Source organism: Bradyrhizobium sp. 6(2017), assembly GCF_011058295.2.
Classification (GTDB): Bacteria; Pseudomonadota; Alphaproteobacteria; order Rhizobiales; family Xanthobacteraceae; genus Bradyrhizobium; species Bradyrhizobium septentrionale.
Genome location: NZ_CP049289.2, coordinates 237,872 through 260,439 on the forward strand (window position 1 = coordinate 237,872; position 22,568 = coordinate 260,439).

Sequence of the window (22,568 nt, forward strand, 5' to 3'; positions counted from 1 at the left end):
GATCAGGTTCCGGTGGCGAAGAAGGAGGCGAGCCGGGTCTGGATGTTGTCGGCGATCTCCTGCGCGGCGCGGTCCTCGGCGTCGCGGAAGGCGCGGGCGCGGGAGTAGCGCTGGTAGGAGCCCGGCATGTCATAGGACACGCGCGAGAACGTGGTGCCGGTCATCACCGACTTGTTCGACGCGATCTCGACCAGGTTGAACTGGGCGTCGATGCCGTAGTTCTCGCTGGTCGGCAGCGCGGTGGTCGGGTCGAGCATCAGCGAGGCGCGGTTGGTGGTGAAGCGCAGCACCAGCCGGTGCGTCGGCGGCACGCCGGTGGCGGTGCCGTAGAGCTTGAAGGCGAGCGCGTTGCGGACCTCGACGCCGACCCGGGCCTCGCGCGAGGCATTCGGCTTGTCGACCGGCGGAACCTCGACGGCCATCAGCTTTTCGCGCAGCGCGGACGACGACCCGTCGAGGGTGCGCTCGGCATACATCGGCTGGAAGCATCCGGCCGTCAGCGCGGCCAAGGCGGCCACGGCCACCAGCCGGGCGGCGATCCCAATCCTAGCCGACAACATTGACGATCCTCATGGGCACCACGATCACCTTGCGGACGGATTTGCCGCCCAAGGCGGCTTTTACCGCATCGAGCGCCAAAACGGCAGCCTCTATATCCGCATTTTGCGCCGCCCGTGGCACGGTAACATCACCTCGTTTTTTACCGTTGACCTGGACGACCAGAGTCACGCTGTCTTCGACCAGCAAATCGCGTTCGATTTGCGGCCAATCGGCCTCGGAAACCAGCCCTTGCTGGCCCAAAACCACCCAGCACTCCTCGGCCAGATGCGGCATCATCGGCGAGAACAGCTGGACCAGGATGGTCGCGGCCTCTTTCACCGCCCAAGAAACATCTGGAACCACGTCCGGGGCCGGCTTGTCGCCCTTCGCCAGTACCTCGGCCAGCGCATTGGCGAACTCGCGGATATGGGCGAGACACACGTTGAAATGCAGCCGTTCGATCCCGGACGACACCTTGTCGAGCGCGCCATGGGCGGCCTTGCGTAAGCCGAGAGCCTCGGGTCCGAACGTCGTCGGCCGGCTCGCCGGCGCCGTCTTGGCGATCTCGGCCGATTCGTTCACCAGCCGCCACAGCCGCTGCACGAAGCGGGCGGCGCCCTGGACGCGTTCGTCGCTCCAGATCACGTCGCGATCCGGCGGCGAGTCCGACAGCATGAACCAGCGCGCCACGTCGGCACCGTAGCTCGCGATGATGTCGTCGGGGTCGACGGTGTTCTTCTTCGACTTCGACATCTTCTCGATCGGGCCGATCTCGACGTCTTCGCCTGTCGCCAGCAGCACCGCGCGGCGGCCGTTGCCGCCAACCTCGATCTTCACCTCGGCCGGCGTCACCCAGCTGCCGTCGGCCTTCTGGTAGGTCTCGTGCACCACCATGCCCTGGGTGAACATGCCGGCGAACGGCTCGGTCATGTCGATATGGCCGGTCGCCTTCATCGCGCGGGTGAAGAAGCGGCTGTAGAGCAGGTGCAGGATCGCGTGCTCGACGCCGCCGATATACTGGTCGACCGGCATCATCCGGTTGGCGACCGCGGGCGTGGTCGGCGCCATCTCGTTCCAGGGATCGGTGAAGCGCGCGAAGTACCAGGACGAGTCCACGAAGGTATCCATCGTGTCGGTCTCGCGCACCGCCTTGCCGCCGCACTTGGGACAAGTGACGTGCTTCCAGGTCGGATGATGGTCGAGCGCGTTGCCCGGTTTGTCGAAGCTGACATCCTCCGGCAGCGTCACCGGCAGCTGGTCGTCCGGCACCGGCACCACGTCGCAGGTCGCACAGTGGATCACCGGGATCGGGCAGCCCCAATAGCGCTGGCGCGAAATGCCCCAGTCGCGCAGGCGGAAATTGACCTGCCGCTCGCCGACCGGCGCGTTGCTGCGCAGCTCGCTCTCCAGACGCTTCGCAACCTCTTCCTTGGCCTGCTCGATGGTCATGCCGTCGAGGAAGCGGGAATTGATCATGCGGCCGTCGCCGTCATAGGCGGTGTCGGTAATGAAAAACGTCTTCGGGTCCTGGCCCTCGGGGCAGACCACCGGCACATTGCCGAGGCCGTATTTATTGACGAAGTCGAGGTCGCGCTGGTCGTGCGCCGGGCAGCCGAAGATCGCGCCGGTGCCGTATTCCATCAGCACGAAGTTCGCGACATAGACCGGCAGCTTCCAGTTCGGGTCGAACGGATGCACCGCCTTGATCCCGGTGTCGAAGCCCTGCTTCTCGGCGGTGTCGATGATCGACTGCGCGGTGCCGATCTTCTTGATGTCGGCGATGAACTCGGCGAGCCTGGGATTCTTCGCGGCAGCGGCCACCGCCAGCGGATGATCCGCCGAGATCGCCATGAATTTTGCGCCGAACAGCGTGTCCGGCCGCGTGGTGAAGATCTTCAGCTCGCTCTCGCCGGCCGGCGTCGTCGCGGAATCCAGCGCAAAGCGGATCAACAGGCCCTCGGAGCGGCCGATCCAGTTGCGCTGCATCAGCCGCACCTTGTCGGGCCAGCGGTCCAGACCGTCCAGCGCCTCCAGCAGCTCCTGCGAGTATTTCGTGATCTTGAAGACCCACTGGCTCATTTCCCGTTGCTCAACAACGGCGCCCGAGCGCCAGCCGCGGCCGTCGATCACCTGCTCGTTGGCGAGCACGGTCATGTCGACCGGATCCCAGTTCAGCTTGCGCTTCTCGCGCTCGGCGAGGCCGGCGCGCAGCATGTCCAGGAACATCTTCTGCTGATGTTTGTAATAGCTGGGGTCGCAGGTCGCGAATTCCCTGCTCCAGTCGAGCGACAGCCCGATCGACCGCAGCTGCTTCTTCATCGCGGCGATGTTGTCGTAGGTCCAGGCCTTCGGCGCCACCTTGCGCTCGATCGCGGCGTTCTCCGCCGGCAGGCCGAACGCGTCCCAGCCCATCGGATGCAGCACGTTGAAGCCCTTGGAGCGCATGAAGCGCGCCAGCACGTCGCCGAGCGTGTAGTTGCGGACATGGCCGATATGGATGCGCCCCGACGGGTACGGGAACATCTCGAGCACGTAGTATTTCGGCCGCTTATCGTCGTTCTTGGAGGCGAAGATCGCCTTTTCGTCCCAGGTGGCTTGCCAGCGGGGTTCGGATTCACGGGCGTTGTAGCGTTCGGCGGTCATGAAATCGCAAGGCTTTTGGTGGCTTTGGGTGATTTTCGGGTCCCATCCGGGGACGGCGGACTAGGCCATAAAATCGCCCATGGGGTCAACGGCTTGGGCCCCGCCAAATGCTGATTGTGAGGGGTGCGGAATGCGCGTCTTGATGATGCCGGCCTGGGCGGGTGAGGGAGCTCCCGGATCCCCATCCGGTGTCGTCACCCGGCTTGACCGGGTGACCCAGTACGCCGTGGCCCATCGGCTCAGTTACGAGTGCCTCTGGAATACTGGATCGCCCGGTCGAGCCGGGCGATGACAGCGCCATAGGAGGCACGATTTCGTATCCTCGCGACACGTTTTGCCCGAGTTTTGCCGTTCGTTCCACCCTCTCCGTCAGCAGAGGGCGCAGGGAAAGTCGGGCGCCGATCGCACCCATGGGTCCGGCGCAACAAGAAGCACCGGGGTAGGGCCACAGGTGAAACCGGAAGCATCCCGGCTTTCCCTGCGCGATGGGTTACGGCTTATACGTGCTCTCCCCGGCGAGACTGGGCTTGCTTGTCACCGCCATCGCAAAACGCGTTCGCATCTTGCGAGAGGACACCTGCCTCTAGGTGTCAGGACCACACTATTTCACCGTCCGCCTTGGCCCACGTTCGTCGCGTGCACCTCGGCGTCCACCGCATCCCACCGCAACGTTCGTGACGATCGCGAGCGCCCCTCAATCGGGTGAGACGGAGGATTCATACCACTGAGCCCTTACGATAAACCGAAATATTTTTGCTGCGGGGGCTTGCGCCGTCGGGCAACTCAGCGCTAGGGGGCTGTCCCATCCATCCGCATTCCGGGGCGTGCGAGGCACGAAGCTGGCATCCGTTGGGCCGCAGAACTAGGACACGTACTCGCAAATGAGGCGTCTGCCTTACCCATCAAGAGGCGACACAGAACCGATCTGGATGCGTGTCGGCCTTGGGTCAATTGCGATCATCAAGCAAACATTAATTTGCGCGGCCGCCATGCCCCCTTGACCTAGGTCAATACTTTCCGCCCGGGTTTACCTTGCAGGTAGCAACCAACAGTCGGAGCGACTGCACTCTTGGCCTTGTGTGCAACACCGATGAGGGAGCTGTAGATGGGTATCCTTGACGAGCTAATTGGCGGTGGGCAACGCCAGAAGGAGTACCGGGATTTCGTTGATCGATACGAACAAGGAGACCCGTCCCAAGGCTACTCCGATCAAGAGGTTCTCAAGCGGTATGGTGATGTGTCACACGCCGTGCCGCCTGACCAGTACGCGCAGGCAGCGATAGTAGCGTTGGGCAAGCTTTCGCCGGAAGAGCGGGCGGCGTTCGTGAAGATGCTGCAGGAGCGAGCCACGGCGCGCGGCGTGGCGCTACCGGGACAAGTGGCGCCTGAACCGAAGGAACTGGGCGAGGTGCTCACCGATCTGCATGGGAAGCCCGGTCAGCTCCGGGATATTCTCGTCAGTGGCGACGCCCAGCCTCAAGAGCAAGCGCAACCGTCGAACCCGATCATCGACATGCTCGCGTCCCCGCAGGCAAAGGCCGTGCTCGCGGGCATCGCGGCCATGCTGGTCAAGCGTGTCATGCAAGGTTCATCTCGAACCGCGTAGCGCACGCGTGAGGCCCACAAGAGACCCGCAGCATCTGCGTTGGGCGGAGATTGGGCCAAGGTCCGGTTGGGGTCAAAAGCCGCCCTTGGTACTAAACCGGACAGCGTTCGCTCTTCTCCAATGAGCCGACGCCACGAAGGCTAACGGGACCTTCGGCTATGGGCCATCAACGGGAGTGCACATGGGTAAGCCATACCGTCCTGCTTTCGCGCCCTGTTCCTGCTCTGGGGCCGCCAGGCCGCGATCCGTTCGTCGTGTATTCACGGCGGACAGGTTCCATTGATTTAGATCAATCGTGGCCGACACCCTCAGGGTGCACATGCGCCCCGGGGCAGGACACGGAGATGATGGCGCGGCAGCGACGCTAATCAATCTGGTGTCGACGTCCTGGTGACGACGTTCGACCCAGGTTCGCTCCTGCGCGATCTGCCTGACGCAATAGGTGCGGAGGAACGACCGGAGATTAAGCCTCAGTCCCGACTCACTTCACAACACACCTCACAATCAAAATGGAGAGAATGCCATGGCCGCAAATCTCGTTTCTGTTGTGATGCAATTCCTGGCCCCTGACATGATCGCAAAGATCGCTTCTGTCTTGGGCATCGACCGCAATGTCGCGCAAAAGGCGATTGGCGGCGCCATCCCCGCACTGCTTGCCGGCTTGGCGGACGTTACCGCCACTCCCCAGGGAGCCCGCCAACTCAGCAGCTCGTTGGCCCAGCAACAACCCGGATCGCTCGACCTTCTCAAAAGCCTGATCGGTGGTTCGGGCCAGAACAACCTCGCGGAAACCGGATCCAACATGCTCTCCGGTCTATTCGGCGGAGGAGCGCTGGACACAATCGCACAATCGATTGGCAAGTTCGCGGGAATCGACGGCCAAGCCAGCAAGTCATTGCTCGGCATGCTTGGCCCGGTGGTCCTCGGGACGTTGGGCCAGCAGCAGCGCAGCGCCGGCCTGGATACGAACGGTCTCGCCTCGCTTCTCGGCTCGCAAAAAGATCAGATCGTCGCGGCGATTCCGTCCGGCCTCGCCGACCATCTGGCCTCTGCCGGCCTCATCGACAGAGCAGCGGGAGTTGCGCGTAGCGGTGCTGCGGCAGCTTCAGCCGCCGGGAGCGGAATTGCCGGAGCCTCGGAGCGGACCATTGCCTCGGCCAGCCGGGCAGCTCAGGCCACGACAAGCGCAGCGTCGTCGCAATTGCCCTACTGGTTAGTGGCGGTGGCCATACTGGGTGCTCTCGCCTGGTATGTCTTCCAGCCAAGAACTGAAACGGTTGCCGAGTTGCCGCGTCCCGCCGCAGTGCAGCCTGGGACTGCAACCGTGGGCCTCGCTCCATCAGACCTGACGATTGGAGGCGTGAGTCTGACGAACAAGGTCAACTCGTCCGTCGGCACCTTGAGATCCGTGCTGCCCACGATCACGGACGTTGCTTCCGCCCAGGCGGCCATCCCCAAGCTCCGGGAAGCAACAGCCCAATTGAATGAAGTCAGCGACCTTGCGGGAAAGCTCAGCCCGGAAGGAAAAAGTGCTCTTGCCAAGTTGATCGCAACAGCAAAGCCGACCATCAACCAGATGTGTGACAACGTGCTGGCAGTGCCGGGTGTTGGTGACGTTGCCAAACCCACGATCGACGAGCTTCGCCGAAAGATCGAAACACTGTCGCGATCCTGATTTCGCTGATGTTGAGCCGTGTGCCCAGAAGCGTGCGCTCAACGGCGAAGGATGATTCACACATACGCATCAGGAGATGACCAATGGCAGACAAGACGAGCTTCACCAAGGATGAATGGACGCTGCTTCTGAAGAGCCCAATGATTGCGGGAATGGCCATCACGGCCGCCGAACCCAGCGGGCTGTGGGGCCTGCTCAAGGAATCATTCGCTGGCGGCGCCGCATTGAGCAAGGCTGCGACCGACTCCAACGCCAACGGCCTCGTGAAAGCGGTGGTCGCCGATTTCTCGACCAGCGAGGGGCGAAGCGCCGCTCGCGATGGCCTGCAGGCGGAATTCGCCGGCAGCAAGCCCCCGGAGATGAAGACTAAATCAATCGATTCATTGCGCCAGGTCTCGGCATTACTCGGGGCCAAGGCGCCGGGTGATGCAGCTGCGTTCAAGGATTGGCTACGTCAGATCAGCCAAAGCACCGCCGAAGCCTCGAGCGAGGGCGGCAGCCTGTTCGGTGGAGGCGTTCAGGTGAGCGACGCCGAAAAGGCAACCCTGGCCGAGATATCGAGCGCGCTCGGCGTCTAACGACAGGTCCCAATGTACCAGAAGCAAATCCCCGACACCGCGCGCTGAAGGGAAAGGGACGTCAGCCGCCTGGCGCCTTCATGTTGACGATGAATTCAACGGGCGCGTCGGGGGCCATGCCCGCGACGCCTTTGAAGGATGCGTGCAAATCCTTCCAACGGACCGGGCCGTTGGCTGCCTGCAGCGCAAAAACAACGCGCTTCCTTGAGCGTTCAACGCGCACTTCGACGAAGCTTTGGTAGAAGGGCGCATGATTGAAATCGAAGATGCCTGACAGGGTTTCGGTTGAGACGGGCCATGCGCCAAAGCGCTTGATCCAGGCCCAGACCGGTTGTTTCCATGCCGGAGTTTCGGTGTCGAGTTTGGCGCGGACGGCATCCGGACCTGGATAGAAAGCCCAGGTCTCTACCGGCAAGACATCCGGCCACCCAAGTGCGCCGCCGATGCTGAGATACGCTCCGCCGCCGCCGTTGACGAAGTGATAGATCGGGCGCACGCCGCCCGCGACGTCTTTATTCTGGACATAGAACTCGAAGGCGTGGGTGTCGCCGGCCATCACGACATCGACGGCGGCGTTCTCAAGCGTTGCAAAAAGGGCAGAGAAGGCGTCGTCGCCGGTGCTGGTATCCGTACCTCCTGCATATTTTGGGTGACCTGGAATAACCATGGTGAATTTTCCGCGCGCACGCGCCAGTGCGTCGGTCAACCACGCGCGTTGCCGATCGTCTATCGTACGCAGAATGCCCGTATCGATCGCAATCAAGGCAAAGTCCGCGGTCTGAATCTCGAAGAACGGACCCCGCTGCAGGCCGTTCTGAATACCGTAGAGTTCGCGAAGTCGCTGTGCCCGATCAACCAGCCGATCGATACGATTGGTGCCGGTACTGGTGAGATTGAGGTCAGTGTCGGCACGCGCCGCCAGCGCTGCGCGCGCGGCTTGCGGCTCCAGGAAGTTGGCGTTGAAGCCTTCCAGCGCATCGAACCAGTCATGGTTGCCCGGGATCGCATAAATGGGCTTCTTGAATCCCTTGAACGGAAGGTGAAAATTCTTCTCGTAATCCGCCATGGCGCCGGCCGGATAGATGACGTCGGAAGCAATGATGAGGAACTTGACATCGTCCCGCCGTCCGATCTCCAGGTAACGCTCGATCAGTGCGTATTGCGACGCATCGCCTTCGCCGGGATCGCCGATGACGATGAAGCTGAAATCCTGATCGTCGATTCCTGGCGGAGTCACCCGAAACAGCTTGTCGATTTTCCCGCCATAGGCCGACATGACGCCGTCGACCATGCCGGCACGCCAAGTGTCGACGCGCAGTTCGGCCATCTTCTGATAGAAAGCGCTCGCCCAGCTTTCCGTGTTGAAGTACCAGGTGAATCCCCAGATCGTGTTGACGGCAACAAACAACACAGTGAGCGGCAAGCCAAGGCGGATCGTCAAACCCACGGCTGAGGAAAGTGAACTTCGGGCGTCGCGCAGCGATGCTGCGAACGACAGTCGTGCATCGGTCCACCCCCGAACCAGACGCCGCGGCAAAGCTTGCAGCTTGACATCCTGTCCGGAGAACCGCAGCCGCCATGCTATTCGCTCGAAGGGACGGGTCAGGAGCCGCCAGCCCAGGCGCAGCGGTAGTACCAACAGCGCTCCAAACAATATGGCCATCAGGACATCCCCGACGGTGGCCACGACCGGAGAGATCAGACCGAGCCAGGTATCGCTGGATTCCATGCGGGCGAGGTGCACGACAAACAGCACCGCGCCCACGACCATCAGCCACTGCAATTCGGTGCGTCCCACGATGGGCGCGCTCGATGCACGGGATGCGAGCCCTGCGGCAAACAGTTCATGGCTGCCGAGGTTAAGCCTGTTATCGGGGTGCTTATTGGTCGCATCGGATGTTTGGTCACGCTCTCGCTGCTCCGTCGGCGCCACAAGCAGGCGCCATCCCGCCGAGGCGGCATATCCGGCGACCGCTACGCCGAGCGCGATCTGCAGACCAAGTGTTTTCCATACCCAAAAGCCGATCAGAGCCAGCATGAAGCTGGACAGACCGTTTACGATCGCGACCGTTCGCGACGTGCCCGATGGAGGCCCGAAGACCGCTTGACTGGCTTTTACGACGCCGTCGACCACCAGAAACGTCAGAAATATCGTGACAACACCAGAAGCAACCAGGGACGGACTGAGATACAGGACAAGGGCGGCAGCGGTCGCAAGAATGCTGGTGACATACGAAGCCGGATGGGTCCGAAGCTGCGGACTGGCAAGCGTCTGGTAAAGGTCGGCCATCGCAACCGCCAGCATGGGAAGGCCGAGGAATTGCAGGGACCAGGTGCCAACCGCGAACGGCGCCGCCAGCGCCAGCACGCCGATTACGACGAGCCCGATGCCGGCCGTCACGCGAGTAAGATGCGCGGACCAGTGCCGCATCAGCGAATGCCCATTTGCAGCATTTTCTCGCTCGCAAGCCCACCGGATGCACCGAAAAGTCTAGTCTGAGCGACCGTTGCGCGCGGCAATCTGTCCGCAAAGGAGACCCACTAACTCGCGTCGTCTGATTGCCGTGCCCACGGCCTTCGGGCCGAGCCTAGCATATTTCTCTGCCGAGATTCCGGCCGAATCTGCTTAAACACCTCGTCGCCAGATCGGATGAAAAAACGACGGTGGTTGCAGAAGCCAACAAGATTCGACTTCCGCTTCGGGTCAAAAGGCCGGCAACGACGACCGATCCAGGCAACTACCGCTTCGGCGTCAGAAATGGACCTTCACGAGTACGTGCCCAAGCGGTGGAATGGATTCGGTTGATCCGCCCTGCGCGGCGACACAGTCAACTCGCCAGCGCCATCCCGGCTTTATCCAGCGGCTGCACGATCCCGTGCTCGATCACGGCGTTGCGGCCGCGGCGCTTGGCGTAGCCGAGCACGGCGGTGCGCGCGGTCTCGCTGATCACTCTATCGGTCCGCGCGCTGCGCCGTCGGGAGTGTCGAACCTATTCGCTTCAAATTGCGCGGATCTCTGTTCGGTACTTTGTGAACGACGTCACATATCCGGCCGGCGATCGAATGTAACATCGGTGCCAGGGGCGCAGGATGAATTCGATCGACAACGCTAACGGCACCGAGCGTCCCGACGGCACACCCTCAGCGGTCCGTGCAATGGAGCGGGGCATGGTCGATCCATCAGTAGCTAAGCAGCTCGTCGAGGTCATCATCAAGAACTTGCCGGCTCCGGTCCCCGGGCAGCGGCCGGTTCACACGCTCGGCATCGGCGTGAAGGGCAAATTCGTGGCGTCGAATGTGGCGCGCACCTATTGCACCGCGGAGCATTTCAACGGAAAGCCCGTCGACGCGTCGGTGCGATTCTCCAACGGATTGGGGGGGCCGGAGCGGCATGATGGATGGTCCGATGTCCGGGGAATGGCGACACGTTTTCACCTGTCGGACGGGACGGCGAGCGACCTGATCGCCACGACGCTTGCCGAATTCTTCGTGCGCAATGTCGAGGAATTTTTCGGATTCTCGGAGGTCGCGACGCTCGCGCCGTATCAAAGAGAGACCTGGTGGAGCAAGCTTGGCGACCTTTTGCAGCTTAAGGTGCCTCGGCGCAACCCGTACCCGAGCGAGAAAAAGAGCGTCGATGCGGGAGCACTGCATTACGCCGACCAGCACCGGTTTGCACAGCTGGGAATATTTCAGGTCGGCCTGATCGGCGCGCCGGTGAGCTATGCCCGCGCGGCCTATCACGCCGTCCACACCTTCTGGGTGACGGCACCCAATGGCGTTCGCCGCCCCGTTCGCTTTTCCTGGCAGCCGGTCGCAGGCGTTTGCAACACCGATCCCCTCGCCGCGCCGCGCGACGACTATCTGCGCGCGGAGCTGCGAGACCGCCTGCGGCGGTGGCCGGCCCGATTCATGTTGATGATGACGATCGGCGAGGCGGGCGATGAGCTCAACGATCCCACAAAGCCCTGGCCGGGGACACGAATCCGGATCGCCATGGGGACCCTGACCCTGATCGAGGTGGCCGAAGATCAGGAAAAGGCCGGCGAACGCATCAGCTTCAATCCCAACCGTCTCGCGCCCGGCATCGAACCCTCCGAGGATCCGATCCTCAAGGCCCGCCTGGGCGCCTATGAAGCCTCGCGTGAAATGCGCGGCGGGTGTCCCTTCAAGTGGAGGCCGGATGATGCCAAGTGATGCAGGTGTGCTCGATCGTTTTGTGGACTGGTTGCCCACGACCCTCTTCTTCAAGCGCGCGGCGTCATGGATCCTGGTGCCCTACTGGGCGCGAAAAACGCCGGTGAAGCCCCTGCCCGGTGGTCCCCACGCGTCGTTCCAGCACGGTGACAATGTCCAGTGCATGATGAATCTGATCATGCCGCTCAAGGTCAAGTCGCCGATCGGACGAGCGGAAGCCGCGCTGGCGATCGCGCAAAACAAGGATGCGATCTATGCCGGATTGAACAATGTCGGCACGGTGCACTTTGCCCGTTTCGTCATCGTCGGCGACAACATTTGCATGTTCTCCGTCTATGACGGGGATTTCACCAATTACATTCGTGACTTCATCGCCACGATCGGCAGCGTGTTCGATGCCGTGGTCGGGCTCGTCGAAGGCGGAGATGATGTGATCCCTTGCGAGAAGAATGTCGACGCGTTCATCCAATGGGTGCACGAGCGCGACCTGTACCAGGTGCCGGACACCGCCACCGATTTTCTGAGGGATCAGGAAGCCTTGAATGGAGACAGGGCCGTATCACCCGTCAATGACGATCTGACCCTGCTGCCGCGCAAACTGGTGCTGCAGCTTCGCGCCAATCCGAACGTTTCGCTCGGCAGCGGCTACCGGGCCTATCCCGGATTTTCGGCGGCTCAGGTCCGCGAACGATTGGAGCTAGGCTGGTGAGCGCCATGATCAACTTGGCTGATCTGCAGGGCAACATCTTGCGTGGCTACACCAAGAAGCCGTACGTGCGCTACCTCATCCTGGAAGTCGCCGATCGCGTGGCGGCCAGGCGCTGGCTCGCCGCCTCGACGTCCGGGCGCAGCGATGGTGTTCCGCAGATCACGAGCGGAGACTGGGGGGCAAGCAAGCCGGACACCTGTTTCAACATCGGTCTGACCTACGAGGGATTGCGCGCCCTCGGCACGCCGAGCGCTTCGCTTGAAATGTTCCCGAACGAGTTCATCGAGGGCATGACCGCCCGCGCCTTGAAGCTCGGCGATGTCGGACCGAGCGCGCCGGAAACCTGGCCGAAACCCTTCAACGAGCCCAAGCGGATCCATCTCATCGCGACGATCTACGCCGAGAAGGCCGAGCAGCTGGACGACGTCCAGAAGCGCGCCCTCGCCGACACAAGCGCCGTCACGCTGGTCGGCACCCGCGAGGGCTGCAGCTTCCCCGATGACCGCGTTCACTTCGGCTACCGCGACAACATCATGCAACCAAGGTTCGAGGGCATTCATGACTCGGATCGCTATGACGACGGACAACCCAGGGCTCCGCTCGGCACCGTATTGCTGGGGCATCGGACCAACCTGGAAGGTTTGATGTGGCGGGTTCCTCAGCCCGAAGAGTTGGGACACAACGGCACCTTCAACGCCTTTCGCGTGCTGAAGCAGGACGTCGCAGGCTTCGAGGAATATCTCGATCAGGCCGCCGACGAATTGCTCAAGGACACGCGGGCCGTCGGCGAATTGCTGCCGCCCGGCGCTGAAGCGAAAATCGGCCAAATCCTCTCGATCGAAGGCCTGACGCCTCACGGTGCCTTGCGCGAGATCGTCGCCGCCAACCTGTGCGGCCGATGGCGCGATGGCACGCCGCTGGCCCTCTCGGCGGACTTGCCTGATCCCAAACTGGTCAAGGAGAAGTTCGACTACGTGGGCGAGTCCCGTTGCCCCTACGGAGCCCATATCCGCCGGAGCAACCCGCGGGGCGGACAAATCGTGCAACGGGTGGCGAACAACAGCCGGCGCCTTGTCCGGCGAGGCGTGCCTTACGGGCCAGCCTATGATCGGACGCAGCCGCGCAAACCCGAACCGGAGCGAGGCCTGCTGGGCAACTTCATAGGGGCAAACCTCGGCGCCCAGTTCGAGGCCATGTCCTGCGATTGGCTCAACCTCGGCCTGCAGGATCCGCGCATCACCGGATCCAACGATCCGGTCACGGGCGCGAACGATCCGGCCGCCAGCTGGTTCGACTTGCCGCTCAAATCCGGCAGCACGATCCGGCTGCGGGGTTTGCCGCGATTCGTCAGTACCCAGGGCGGCGCCTACGCGTTTCTGCCGAGCCTCCGGGCGATCCGCCATTTGGGATCGCTGACGACGTAAGTCGCCCAAACAGGCCGAAGGCCATTCGGCTGCCTGTCCGCAGCAGAGTGTCGACGCATGACTTCGTCAGCGAGGGATTGGCTAGCTCAGCGTTCTCACCAGGTCATCAGCCTCACGCAGATCGCGGGACTTCTCCGCGGATGCAAATTTCGCTCGGGTCGAGATCAGCAGGTCTCGTGCCTCGGCGCGTCTGGATGCGCTCTCGCTGGCGCCGAGCAAGCGCGCGATGCTGATCGCCGTGCGCAATTCCCAGCCGACAGCCCCGAGCTTCCTGGCAGAGGTAAGCGAGCGTTTGAACAGGCGCATGGCAGCCCGGTCGTCTCGCAATGGTTCCTGGCACAACAGCGAGCCGTGGATCCGATCGATCTCGGGAGCAGCCCAGCGCTCGCCGGTTTGCTTCACCAGGGACGCAGCCGAAGCCGCGAAGCTTCGAGCCCTTTCGATCTGCCCGATCCGTCCGAATTCGGTGGCGAGCAGAATCCGATAGAGCGGCATCTGAATGCACCGATCCTCGACGGGTAGTTTTTCCAGCAGGCCGCACAGTTGCTCGAGCACAACAGGCGCAGAGCCTCGTGCAGCCAGCGCAGAGGTCGCCCATAAGGGACCGATGACCCGGTACATTGGATAGCCAAACTCATCAGCGACCTTCAGGCCGCGTTCGACGCTGGCAAGGTTGGCTGCAAGATCGCCTTCATACCAGTGATCGGACACGCCAAGAATGGAGGCGAATGCCAGCATGAAAGGATGCCCGATCTCATTGGCGAGCTGCCGCGCCGTCTCACAGCACTCTCTGGCGCGACCGGGCCGGCCCAACAGCCATTCGATGTGTCCGGAATAGACCAGCGACACGATCAATGGATCATGCTGATAGATCTGGACCAGCTTGCCGTGATCACGAGAATTGTAACGGGCGCTGATCAGAGCGGCGAGCTTGCTCGCCTGCTCCAGACGACCGAGAAAGAAATTGGCGATCAGGGCGGCGGTGTACGCCATGAGGGCGGCCTCGTCGTCGCGCCACTCCTCGGCCCTCCGGACAAAATCCTCCGCGTGCTCGAGGCCCTTGGTGAGCTCGCAGTTGACCAGCTTCGCTATGGCACTTCCCCACAGCACCGTCGCCTTCTCACGCGTGGTGCCATGGCTCGCGCAAAGCTTGAGTGCGCGACTGTAGGATCCATAGACGTGCGGATCGGACCACCCTGCGTTCGCGGTGTAGGCCATCGCCAGGTTGGATTGCAGCGCGATTTCAGCTTCGAAGCGCTGCTGTGAAGCAGGCAGCCGCGGAATCAGCGAGAGGCCTTCGCGCAGATGGGCCACGGCCTCCTTGGTGGCTGATCGGCGGAGCGCCGATTTGCCGGCCTGAAGCCAGGCCTCGATCGCTTCCGGAATATTGCCTGCGCGCGCATAGTGATAGCCGAGCACGGCGGGCTGACTGCTCTCCCGGATCGCGGCCTCCTGAAGCATCCATGACGCGACGCGCGCATGGAGCTCGCGGCGCTCCTCCTTGAGCAGCGAGGAGTAGGCGGCCTCCTGTATCATCGCGTGCCTGAACGCGAAGATGGCGCCTTGGGACTGCTCGACGCGATACACGATCTCTGCGCTCTCCAGCGCCCGCAACGCGAATTGCAGCGTTTGGTCTCTGCCTGGAAGGACGTTGAAAATACCTTCATAACTGAATTGCCTCCCGAACACGGAGGCGATCTGGGCGACACGCTTGGCCGGACCAAGGCGATCAAGGCGCTCCATCAGCGAGTCCTGAATACTCGACGGCACCAACGTTTCGGGCAATTTCCTGCTCAGCGTCAAACCGTCAGCAGTGCGCTCGACCGTGCGGGCATCGATCACGGCCCGCGTAAACTCCTCGATGAAAAGTGGCACGCCATCCGTTCTTGCAACGATCTGGCTGGTGATCCGGCGTGAGACGACATCGCCGCCTGCAACGGCTGCCACCATTTGCTCGCATTCGTGCGGTGCCAGCTTTTGCAGGGCAATCCGTCGAACTGCCGAGCCCGGCAACCAGTCTGCCTGGTAGTCATCGCGATGTGTGATCAGGATCATCACCCGCTCGCCGGAACAGCGAGCTGTTATTCGTCCCACCAGTTCGATGGTGGTTGGGTCGATCCACTGGACGTCCTCCGCGACAATCAGGATGGGCCGCTTGCGCGAGGCCGCGATGAGAACATCGATGAACGCCTGAAAAGCCCGGTCGCGCTCAAAGGGAGACCCGAGATCCACGGGTTCGTATTCCGAGCAGGCGGGTATCGACAGGACAGCCCCGTAGTAGCTCAGCGCGTTCGTGACGTTGGGGGCTTCTCTTGCCAAAAACGAGCGTAATTTTGCCAATGCGAGTTCTGCGTCGTCGGCCTCCTGGATGCCGGTCACGCGCCTGAGCCGCTCGATTTCCGGGGCAAGCGGCGTGTTGATGTGGAACGGCGAGCATTGCAGCGACACAACACCGCGGCGCGACGCATCAAGGGAGCTGCGGAACTGGCGGATCAGGCGCGACTTGCCGATACCGGGCTCGCCGGAAATGAGGCCGACGCGTCCTGCGCCCGCGACCGTCTGCTGCCACATCTCGGCAAGCAGCGCGCTTTCGCTGGCTCGGCTGATCATCGGAGCAAGAGGCAACCTCTGCGCCCTGTCGAACCGGCTCTCGCTGGGCGCAAGAGCTTCCGCACTCCAGGCGTCGACCGGCTCCTCCACGCCCTTGAGCGGTCGTCTGCCAAGCGGCACGTAGTTGAATGTTCCGCGGGTCAGCTCGTAAGTGCTCGCCCCGACCACGACACCATTCTCGCCGGCGAGCCCTTGCAGGCGGGCCGCGACATGTGCGGAGCTGCCGAACACTTCCCGCCGTTCGGGGGGCTCGCCGGGCACGCTGCCGACGACGACCACCCCGGTATTCACCCCGATCCGCACACCAAGGCGGACGAAGCTGCCATCCGACAGCGGAAACTGGTGGTCCTTGATCGCCGCGGCGACCGCCAGCGAAGCGCGCACCGCGCGTTCGGGATCGTTTTCATGGGCTTGTGGCACGCCAAAATAGGCCAGCAATCCGTCGCCAATCAGTCTGGCGATGTGACCGCCATAGCGCTTGATCTCCTCGTCGCAGATATCGCGGTAGGTTTTGATAATCGCAAAGAATTCTTCGGGATCGATGCGCTCACTCAGGGGTGTCGAGCCGACGATGTCGACAAATGCCACAGTCAGCTGCCGGCGCTCGGCATGCGCAGCCTCGCTCCCGACATTCGTCGGCAACCGGGTCCACTGAAGGTCGCCCGCCTGATCCGGATTCGGCAGGCTGTTCATGACGCCACCATGTTCTGTTTCCGCCGTACCTGCCGCAAGGCCAGATAGACGGCAAGTCCCCGTTGTCGCTGCCAATCCTGCGCCCAGGCAGCCGGTTCCACGGATAGAACACCATGTGCTCGCAGTCGTACAGCTGATTTTGCGCCGGAAAACGCTGCTTTGGAACGGCGATGCTTCCGCTTCTCTTGAGGGCGGGTCCATCACCGCTGCACGGCGATACAGTCAGCTCGCCAGCGCCATGCCGGCTTCGTCCAGCGTCTGCAAGAATCCGTGCTCGATCACGGCGTTGCGGCCGCGGCGCTTGGCGGCGTAGAGGGCGGCGTCGGCGGCTTCGATCAGGTCGCCGGGGCGCTGGGTGTCGTTCGGTTTTGTGGTCGCGACGCCGACGCTGACCGTCACAACGCAGTAGCTGGACGGTGCATGCGGCACGGCGAGGCCGAGCACGGCGGTGCGCACGGTCTCGCCGATCGCGAGGGCATGCGCGGCGTCGGTATTCGGCAGCAGCAGGCAGAATTCCTCGCCGCCATAGCGGCCGGCAAAGCCCATGGTGTCGGCGGCGATCCCGGCCAGCGTTTCGCCGATCCTGGTCAGGCAGACGTCGCCCTCGGGATGGCCGTAGGTGTCGTTGTAGAGCTTGAAGTGATCGACATCGATCATCAGGAGCGACAGCTCGCAATCATATTGCTGCGCCCGCATCCATTCGAAATCCAGCCGGCTCTGGAAGCCGCGGCGATTGGCGAGGCCGGACAGCGCGTCGATCGAGGCCATCACGGTGAGACGGTCATTGGACGCCACGAGCTCGCGCTCGCGCTGGCTGAGCTGCGCCGCCATCGCGTTGAAAGCGCGCGCCAGCGGGACGAATTCCGCCGGCAGCCTGTGCTTGGCGACGCGCGCCGACCAGTCACCCTCGCCGAATCGCCGCGCCATGCTGGTCATCAATTCGATCGGATGGATCACGAGCCGTTCCGCGCCGACGAGGGCACCCAACAAAACGAAAAGACAGACGAAGCCGAGCTGCAGATAGGCGGTGCGGATCTCGCGGCTGATCGCCGCCGTGACCTTGGCCTCGTCCATGCTGACGATCAGCCGCGACTGCGTTCCGGTGATGCGGGCGAAGCTCAGCGTGCGCTGGCCGCCGTCGGCTGCGGTGAACGACACCGAGCCTGATGGATCGTCATAGCTCAGCGCCTTCTCGGCAATCGCCGCCATCAACGGGATGGTGTCGAGCGAGCGGCCGATCAGGCTCGCATGATCCGCCGGTGCCGCGATCACGACGCCGGTCGAGTCGACCAGCACCGCCGACATGCCGGGCTGGCCGCCGAGATTGGCCATGATCTGGGACAGCCAGTCGATGTTGATGCCGGCGACCACGACGGCATCCTGCTCGGGATTGATCGCGGCCACCGGATAGGCCGCCATCATCATCGCCCGGCCATTGGTCCTGCCGCGCAGATAGTCGCTGAACACGAAGCCGCGGTTGTCTTGCGCCTTCTTGAAATACTCGCGGTCGCCGATATTCATCCCGACCTGGCTGTTGAGGGTCGAGCACTGCACCAGCCCGTCCCTGGAGACGAACATGATGCTGCGGATCCAGGGCAGCACCGTCGGCAGGCTGGCGCGCAGCACCTCGCAGCTCTGTGCGATGCCGCCGGAGGCACGGATATAGGCGGCGGATTTCAGCATGGTCTCGACCGAGGAGACCACCTCGCGCTGGGTTTCGGCGGCGTGCGCGGTCAAATTGGCATAGCCGGCGGCGGCCTGCGCGATCTGCGTTGTGCGGAAATTCTCCAGCGTGCGGACGCGATCGAGCATCAAGGGCGCGACCAGCATCAGCGCAAGCAAGGCCAGCCGGGTGCGAATTCCCAGAACCTTCTTGAGTTTGACGCGGTTGCGGTTGAAATTGACGCCCGACATTCTATTCCCTTGCCCGTGCGCAAGGTAAAATGAAGGGCTTCAAAAGCCTTTCCCGAATTTGGTAAAATTCGAGCCAACCCCCGCATCCTGTCAGAGAACGGCACAAGCATGACGCAAAGCCCGACCACGCCGTTATCGGCCGATTCACCACACGGCCTCGCCGCCGTGGAGCGGGAGATCGCGCATGCCTGCAAGGAAGCGCGGCGCGACCGCGCATCGGTGACGCTGATCGCGGTGTCGAAGACCTTTGCTGCCGACGCAATTTTGCCGATTATCGGCGCGGGTCAGCGCGCATTTGGCGAAAATCGCGTGCAGGAAGCCAAGGGCAAGTGGCCGGAGTTAATCCAGGTTAGTCCAGGATTGAAGCTGCATCTGATCGGGCCGCTGCAGTCGAACAAGGCCAAGGAGGCGGTCGCGCTGTTCGACGCGATCCATTCGGTGGATCGCACCAGCATTTGCGAAGCGTTAGCCAAGGAAATCAAAAATCAGCAGAAGCACCCGGACCTGTTCGTCCAGATCAATACCGGGGAGGAGCCGCAGAAGGCCGGCGTCGCGCCGCAGGACGCCGATAGCTTCATCGCCGCGTGCCGCGACAAATATGGCCTGCCGATCTCGGGGCTGATGTGCATCCCCCCTGTCGACCAGGCGCCGGCGCCGCACTTCGCGCTGTGCGCCAAGATCGCCGCGCGCAACGGGCTGAAGAATTTGTCGATGGGGATGAGCGCGGATTTTGCCGTGGCGATCCAGATGGGCGCCACCCATGTGCGGGTGGGCTCGGCGATTTTTGGGACGCGGACGGTGGCGCACGCGTAGTGTTGCAGGGCGGTTCGCTGGGATCACACCGAGATTAAACCCGTCATCCTGAGGAGCCGCGAAGCGGCGTCTCGAAGGATCGACGGCCACCAGCCGGGCCGTGCACCCTTCGAGGCTCGCTCCGCTCGCACCTCAGGATGACGGTGTTGGCTCGGCTGTTGGAAGAATGTCTGATGGCCGCGGTCCCGGCCTTCGCAGGGACGACGGCGGAGTGTGTGGCGCGTGCGCCGCCTACGCGAACTTCACCGACACTTTTCCGATCGCGCCGAAATCCGCCTGGAAATGATCGCCGGCTGCGATCGGCAGCGGCGGGTGGCAGGTGCCTGTGGTGACGACCTGCCCTGCCCGCAAGGTCAGCCCGAGCGCGCACAGCTCGTTGGCGCACCAGGTAAGTGCTATCAGGGGATCGCCGAGCACGTTCTTGCCGTGGCCGGTGTAGCGCTCGCCGCGCAGTGTAATGAGCGGGCGTTCTTCGACAAGATCGATCGCACGCCAGTCCGCTGACGTCGCAGGTCCGAGCACGAACAGATGCGCGCAGGCATTGTCGGCGATCAGCTGCGCTTCGCCGGCGGAGACGAAATCCGCGAAGCGCGAATCCGGAATCTCGATCGCCGGATGCAGCGTGCCGACTGCCTCCAACACCTCCTGCACGCTGTAGGGCGTCGTGCGCGGCACGAGATCGCGCGCCATGCGGAAGGCGTATTCCGGTTCGCCGACGCGCATCTCGTTGCCCTTCATCGACGCCGTGCCGCCATCAGCGATCAGCGTCTCGGCGAGGATGCGTCCGGCGAGCGGTCCCGCGACATTGATGTGCTTCTGGCCGGCCTCGCTGGTCGCCGCGATCTTCCAGCCGAACAGTTTTTCGCGCGACGTCTTTTCTAGCTGAGCCTGCACCGCATAGCCCTCGGCGCGATCGCGCGGCCGCATCGCGCCGTCGAGCGCGCCGAGTTTTGTTCCGGCGTGCCAGTGATCGTGCAGGACTTTTGCGGCGGCCGCGATCTCGTTGTTGTCGAGCATGGTTCTTCGCTCCCGCGGGAATATTTTTGTGTTGCGCGCAATCTCACCACAAACGCGTCGCGCTTGTCGCGTGGGAAAACCGATGCTCAGCTATTGCAACACCCTACCCGATGACGATCCTGGTCTGCGAAGACATCCGTCGCAACAGCCGCAGCATCGAGGTCTTCGTCATCGAGACGCAGCCCGCGGTCGGCGCAAAATTCGGCCGCGCCAGATGCAGGAATACGGCGCTGCCGCGACCGGCGACGCGGGGTGCGGCGTTGTGATCGATCTCGACAATAAAGTCGTAGAGATGATCCGCGCGGGTCAGGCGGTCGCCGCCCTGCTCCCGATCGAGCCTGATCGGCCGGTTGTAGTGGCGATCTCTGGGGTCCTCGCACCAGGCATCCTCGCGGCGGATCGGCCGGGCCGGCAGCAAGGTCTTTGGCTGCCGGTGCCGGTCGGCGCGCCACCAGAGTTGCCTCGGATGGAAGATGCCGCGCGGGGTGCCGCCGTCGCCTTCGCGCTTGTTGGCGAGAATTCCGCCGCGCCCGAGCGCCACCGGCACGGTCCAACCGTCGGCCGAAAGCCAGCCGCGGCGCGGGTCGCCGGCGGCACGCCGGACTTCGATGAGCGAGAGCGGATGATCACGTTTATCTGTCATATAAGTGATTGAAATAGCTGATGTTCCTTTAAGAATCGTTCCAAACTAAACTTGCCTTGGACGAGCAGATCATTCTATCTCCCGGCATTACAGGACATTCACGTCCTGCCCCGCCGGATTTGAGGTAAGCTGCGTTGCCTTGTGAATCGGTAATGATCGCCTACCTGAGAGCGTATGTAGCCTACCTACGGCCGTAAGCGCTGCCCGCTTCTGACCGCCCCGCCCCCGAAGGATGACCATATGGCCAATGCCCGCAAGATCTTGATCGTGGATGACGATACCGATCTGCGCGATACGCTGGTCGAGCAGCTGTCACTGCACGAGGAATTCGAAGCCTCCGCAGTCGACACCGGCGCCAAGGGCGCCACTGCCGCCAAAGCCAATTCCCCCGATCTGGTCTTGATGGATGTCGGCCTGCCCGACACCGACGGCCGCGAAGTGGTCCGCAGCTTGCGCAAGGGCGGCTTCAAGGCTCCGATCATCATGCTGACCGGCCACGACACCGATTCCGACACCATCCTCGGCCTGGAAAGCGGCGCCAACGACTATGTGGCCAAGCCGTTCCGCTTCGCGGTGCTGCTGGCCCGGATCAGGGCGCAGCTGCGCCAGCACGAGGCCAGCGAGGACGCGGTATTCTCGGTCGGCCCCTACTCGTTCCGCCCCGGCTCGAAGATGCTGACCGGCGCCAATGCCAGGAAGGTGCGGCTGACCGAGAAGGAAACCGCGATCCTGCGCTTCCTCTACCGCGCCGGCCAGATGCCGGTGTCGCGCGAGACTCTGCTCCAGGAAGTCTGGGGCTACAATTCCGGTGTCACCACCCACACGCTGGAAACCCACATCTACCGCCTCCGCCAGAAGATCGAGAAGGACGCCGCCAACCCGGAAATCCTGGTGACGGAAGCCGGTGGCTACAAGCTGGTGCCGTGATACGCTTCGCGCTCGACGATTCGTGAAATCGAGGCGCACCGCGGTTACCGGCCCTGAATGTCGATCGATGATGACGTAGCCCTGCTTGAGCGGGTCCCGACGATGCGTCTGTTGGGCGAGAGTTCCTTGCGCATGCTAGCGATCGGCTCCGAGCAACGTGATTTCAATGCAGGCGAGGTGCTGTTCAAGGTCGGCGACGCCGCCGATGCCGGCTATGTCGTGCAGCGCGGCACCTTTCGGGTCGAGGAAGGTGGCGCCGAAATCATCGCCGGCCCCGGCGCGCTGATCGGCGAGCTCGCATTGATCGTCGCGATGAAGCGGCCGTCGACCGCCACCGCACTGGAGCGCGGCTCCGTGATCCGCATCGCGCGCAGCCTGTTCCAGCGCGTGTTGGAAAGCGACCCCGGCGCGGCCCGCCGGCTGCGCGACGAACTCGCGCTGCGCACCAGCCAGCTCGCGAGCGATATTCTGATCGCAGGCGGGAAGCTGAGCACGTAACCGTCGTCGTTCTACAATCCGTCATCTGAGGAGGCCGCAGCGCGGCCGTCTCGAAGGATGAACGGCCCCGCTGGTGGCCGT

The 22,568-nt window shown here is 63.1% G+C and carries 17 protein-coding genes; 9 read left to right on the forward strand and 8 right to left on the reverse strand.

Annotation, left to right across the window (positions count from 1 at the left end; translation table 11 throughout):
• Positions 1–2: 2 nt before the first annotated feature.
• Entirely contained in the window at positions 3–560 is a 558-nt protein-coding gene (gene lptE, locus G6P99_RS01130) for an LPS assembly lipoprotein LptE (RefSeq protein WP_029080965.1), read from the reverse strand.
• Positions 547–3,183, reverse strand: coding sequence for a leucine--tRNA ligase (gene leuS / locus G6P99_RS01135; RefSeq protein WP_029080964.1), 2,637 nt, complete (start codon positions 3,181–3,183; stop codon positions 547–549). The genes lptE and leuS overlap by 14 nt, the downstream gene beginning before the upstream one ends.
• Positions 3,184–4,288: 1,105 nt before the next feature.
• Between leuS and G6P99_RS01140 the strand changes: the two genes are divergently transcribed.
• The 3 genes from G6P99_RS01140 (at position 4,289) to G6P99_RS01150 (ending at position 7,042) form a co-directional block, all read left to right on the forward strand.
• Positions 4,289–4,789: a hypothetical protein gene (locus G6P99_RS01140; protein WP_029080963.1), complete on the forward strand. Its 501-nt coding sequence runs from the start codon at positions 4,289–4,291 to the stop codon at positions 4,787–4,789.
• A 523-nt stretch (positions 4,790–5,312) separates the two neighbouring features.
• A complete protein-coding gene (locus G6P99_RS01145) occupies positions 5,313–6,464 on the forward strand; it encodes a DUF937 domain-containing protein (RefSeq protein WP_165127020.1) in 1,152 nt (383 codons plus the stop codon).
• A gap of 83 nt (positions 6,465–6,547) precedes the next feature.
• Complete coding sequence (locus G6P99_RS01150; protein WP_029080961.1) at positions 6,548–7,042, forward strand: hypothetical protein; 495 nt, start codon at positions 6,548–6,550, stop codon at positions 7,040–7,042.
• Positions 7,043–7,103: 61 nt separating this feature from the next.
• Here the strand turns inward: G6P99_RS01150 and G6P99_RS01155 are convergent, their stop codons facing one another.
• Positions 7,104–9,473, reverse strand: a complete 2,370-nt coding sequence (locus G6P99_RS01155; protein ID WP_165127022.1) for a metallophosphoesterase — start codon at positions 9,471–9,473, stop codon at positions 7,104–7,106.
• A 397-nt stretch (positions 9,474–9,870) separates the two neighbouring features.
• Complete coding sequence (locus G6P99_RS01160) at positions 9,871–9,993, reverse strand: hypothetical protein (protein ID WP_256375168.1); 123 nt, start codon at positions 9,991–9,993, stop codon at positions 9,871–9,873.
• Positions 9,994–10,132: 139 nt separating this feature from the next.
• Between G6P99_RS01160 and G6P99_RS01165 the strand changes: the two genes are divergently transcribed.
• From G6P99_RS01165 to G6P99_RS01175, 3 genes are read left to right on the forward strand one after another with little or no spacing between them, the layout of a single operon-like run.
• Positions 10,133–11,239 carry a catalase gene (locus tag G6P99_RS01165; RefSeq protein ID WP_165127024.1) on the forward strand — a complete coding sequence of 369 codons (1,107 nt, stop codon included), beginning with the start codon at positions 10,133–10,135 and terminating at the stop codon, positions 11,237–11,239.
• Positions 11,187–11,948, forward strand: a complete 762-nt coding sequence (locus tag G6P99_RS01170; protein ID WP_156928575.1) for a hypothetical protein — start codon at positions 11,187–11,189, stop codon at positions 11,946–11,948. The genes G6P99_RS01165 and G6P99_RS01170 overlap by 53 nt, the downstream gene beginning before the upstream one ends.
• A complete protein-coding gene (locus G6P99_RS01175; RefSeq protein WP_156928574.1) occupies positions 11,945–13,372 on the forward strand; it encodes a Dyp-type peroxidase in 1,428 nt (475 codons plus the stop codon). The genes G6P99_RS01170 and G6P99_RS01175 overlap by 4 nt, the downstream gene beginning before the upstream one ends.
• A gap of 81 nt (positions 13,373–13,453) precedes the next feature.
• On the opposite strand, the gene G6P99_RS01180 is transcribed toward G6P99_RS01175, so the two are convergent.
• Together G6P99_RS01180 and G6P99_RS01185 are read right to left on the reverse strand one after the other, a co-directional pair.
• Positions 13,454–16,675 carry an AAA family ATPase gene (locus G6P99_RS01180; protein WP_165127026.1) on the reverse strand — a complete coding sequence of 1,074 codons (3,222 nt, stop codon included), beginning with the start codon at positions 16,673–16,675 and terminating at the stop codon, positions 13,454–13,456.
• A gap of 222 nt (positions 16,676–16,897) precedes the next feature.
• Complete coding sequence (locus tag G6P99_RS01185; protein WP_029080956.1) at positions 16,898–18,589, reverse strand: sensor domain-containing diguanylate cyclase; 1,692 nt, start codon at positions 18,587–18,589, stop codon at positions 16,898–16,900.
• 108 nt (positions 18,590–18,697) lie between these two features.
• Here G6P99_RS01185 and G6P99_RS01190 point away from each other — a divergent pair, with 108 nt between their 5' ends.
• Entirely contained in the window at positions 18,698–19,402 is a 705-nt protein-coding gene (locus G6P99_RS01190) for a YggS family pyridoxal phosphate-dependent enzyme (protein WP_029080955.1), read from the forward strand.
• Between the two features lie 231 nt (positions 19,403–19,633).
• On the opposite strand, the gene G6P99_RS01195 is transcribed toward G6P99_RS01190, so the two are convergent.
• Together G6P99_RS01195 and G6P99_RS01200 are read right to left on the reverse strand one after the other, a co-directional pair.
• Complete coding sequence (locus tag G6P99_RS01195; protein ID WP_165127028.1) at positions 19,634–20,419, reverse strand: 2-keto-4-pentenoate hydratase; 786 nt, start codon at positions 20,417–20,419, stop codon at positions 19,634–19,636.
• Positions 20,420–20,522: 103 nt separating this feature from the next.
• Entirely contained in the window at positions 20,523–21,062 is a 540-nt protein-coding gene (locus tag G6P99_RS01200) for a L,D-transpeptidase family protein (RefSeq protein ID WP_029080954.1), read from the reverse strand.
• A 240-nt stretch (positions 21,063–21,302) separates the two neighbouring features.
• On the opposite strand from G6P99_RS01200, the gene G6P99_RS01205 reads away from it, so the two are divergent.
• Positions 21,303–21,989 carry a response regulator transcription factor gene (locus G6P99_RS01205; RefSeq protein WP_016841446.1) on the forward strand — a complete coding sequence of 229 codons (687 nt, stop codon included), beginning with the start codon at positions 21,303–21,305 and terminating at the stop codon, positions 21,987–21,989.
• A gap of 57 nt (positions 21,990–22,046) precedes the next feature.
• Positions 22,047–22,487 carry a Crp/Fnr family transcriptional regulator gene (locus G6P99_RS01210; RefSeq protein WP_029080953.1) on the forward strand — a complete coding sequence of 147 codons (441 nt, stop codon included), beginning with the start codon at positions 22,047–22,049 and terminating at the stop codon, positions 22,485–22,487.
• Positions 22,488–22,568 lie beyond the last annotated feature (81 nt).

What these genes read in the sequence shown, in the direction of transcription:
- lptE (WP_029080965.1), bottom strand. Translation starts at nt 560, where the DNA reads ATGTTGTCGGCTAGGATTGGGATCGCCGCCCGGCTGGTGGCCGTGGCC.
- leuS (WP_029080964.1), bottom strand. Translation starts at nt 3,183, where the DNA reads ATGACCGCCGAACGCTACAACGCCCGTGAATCCGAACCCCGCTGGCAA.
- G6P99_RS01140 (WP_029080963.1), top strand. Translation starts at nt 4,289, where the DNA reads ATGGGTATCCTTGACGAGCTAATTGGCGGTGGGCAACGCCAGAAGGAG.
- G6P99_RS01145 (WP_165127020.1), top strand. Translation starts at nt 5,313, where the DNA reads ATGGCCGCAAATCTCGTTTCTGTTGTGATGCAATTCCTGGCCCCTGAC.
- G6P99_RS01150 (WP_029080961.1), top strand. Translation starts at nt 6,548, where the DNA reads ATGGCAGACAAGACGAGCTTCACCAAGGATGAATGGACGCTGCTTCTG.
- G6P99_RS01155 (WP_165127022.1), bottom strand. Translation starts at nt 9,473, where the DNA reads ATGCGGCACTGGTCCGCGCATCTTACTCGCGTGACGGCCGGCATCGGG.
- G6P99_RS01165 (WP_165127024.1), top strand. Translation starts at nt 10,133, where the DNA reads ATGAATTCGATCGACAACGCTAACGGCACCGAGCGTCCCGACGGCACA.
- G6P99_RS01180 (WP_165127026.1), bottom strand. Translation starts at nt 16,675, where the DNA reads ATGAACAGCCTGCCGAATCCGGATCAGGCGGGCGACCTTCAGTGGACC.
- G6P99_RS01185 (WP_029080956.1), bottom strand. Translation starts at nt 18,589, where the DNA reads ATGTCGGGCGTCAATTTCAACCGCAACCGCGTCAAACTCAAGAAGGTT.
- G6P99_RS01190 (WP_029080955.1), top strand. Translation starts at nt 18,698, where the DNA reads ATGACGCAAAGCCCGACCACGCCGTTATCGGCCGATTCACCACACGGC.
- G6P99_RS01195 (WP_165127028.1), bottom strand. Translation starts at nt 20,419, where the DNA reads ATGCTCGACAACAACGAGATCGCGGCCGCCGCAAAAGTCCTGCACGAT.
- G6P99_RS01200 (WP_029080954.1), bottom strand. Translation starts at nt 21,062, where the DNA reads ATGACAGATAAACGTGATCATCCGCTCTCGCTCATCGAAGTCCGGCGT.
- G6P99_RS01205 (WP_016841446.1), top strand. Translation starts at nt 21,303, where the DNA reads ATGGCCAATGCCCGCAAGATCTTGATCGTGGATGACGATACCGATCTG.
- G6P99_RS01210 (WP_029080953.1), top strand. Translation starts at nt 22,047, where the DNA reads ATGTCGATCGATGATGACGTAGCCCTGCTTGAGCGGGTCCCGACGATG.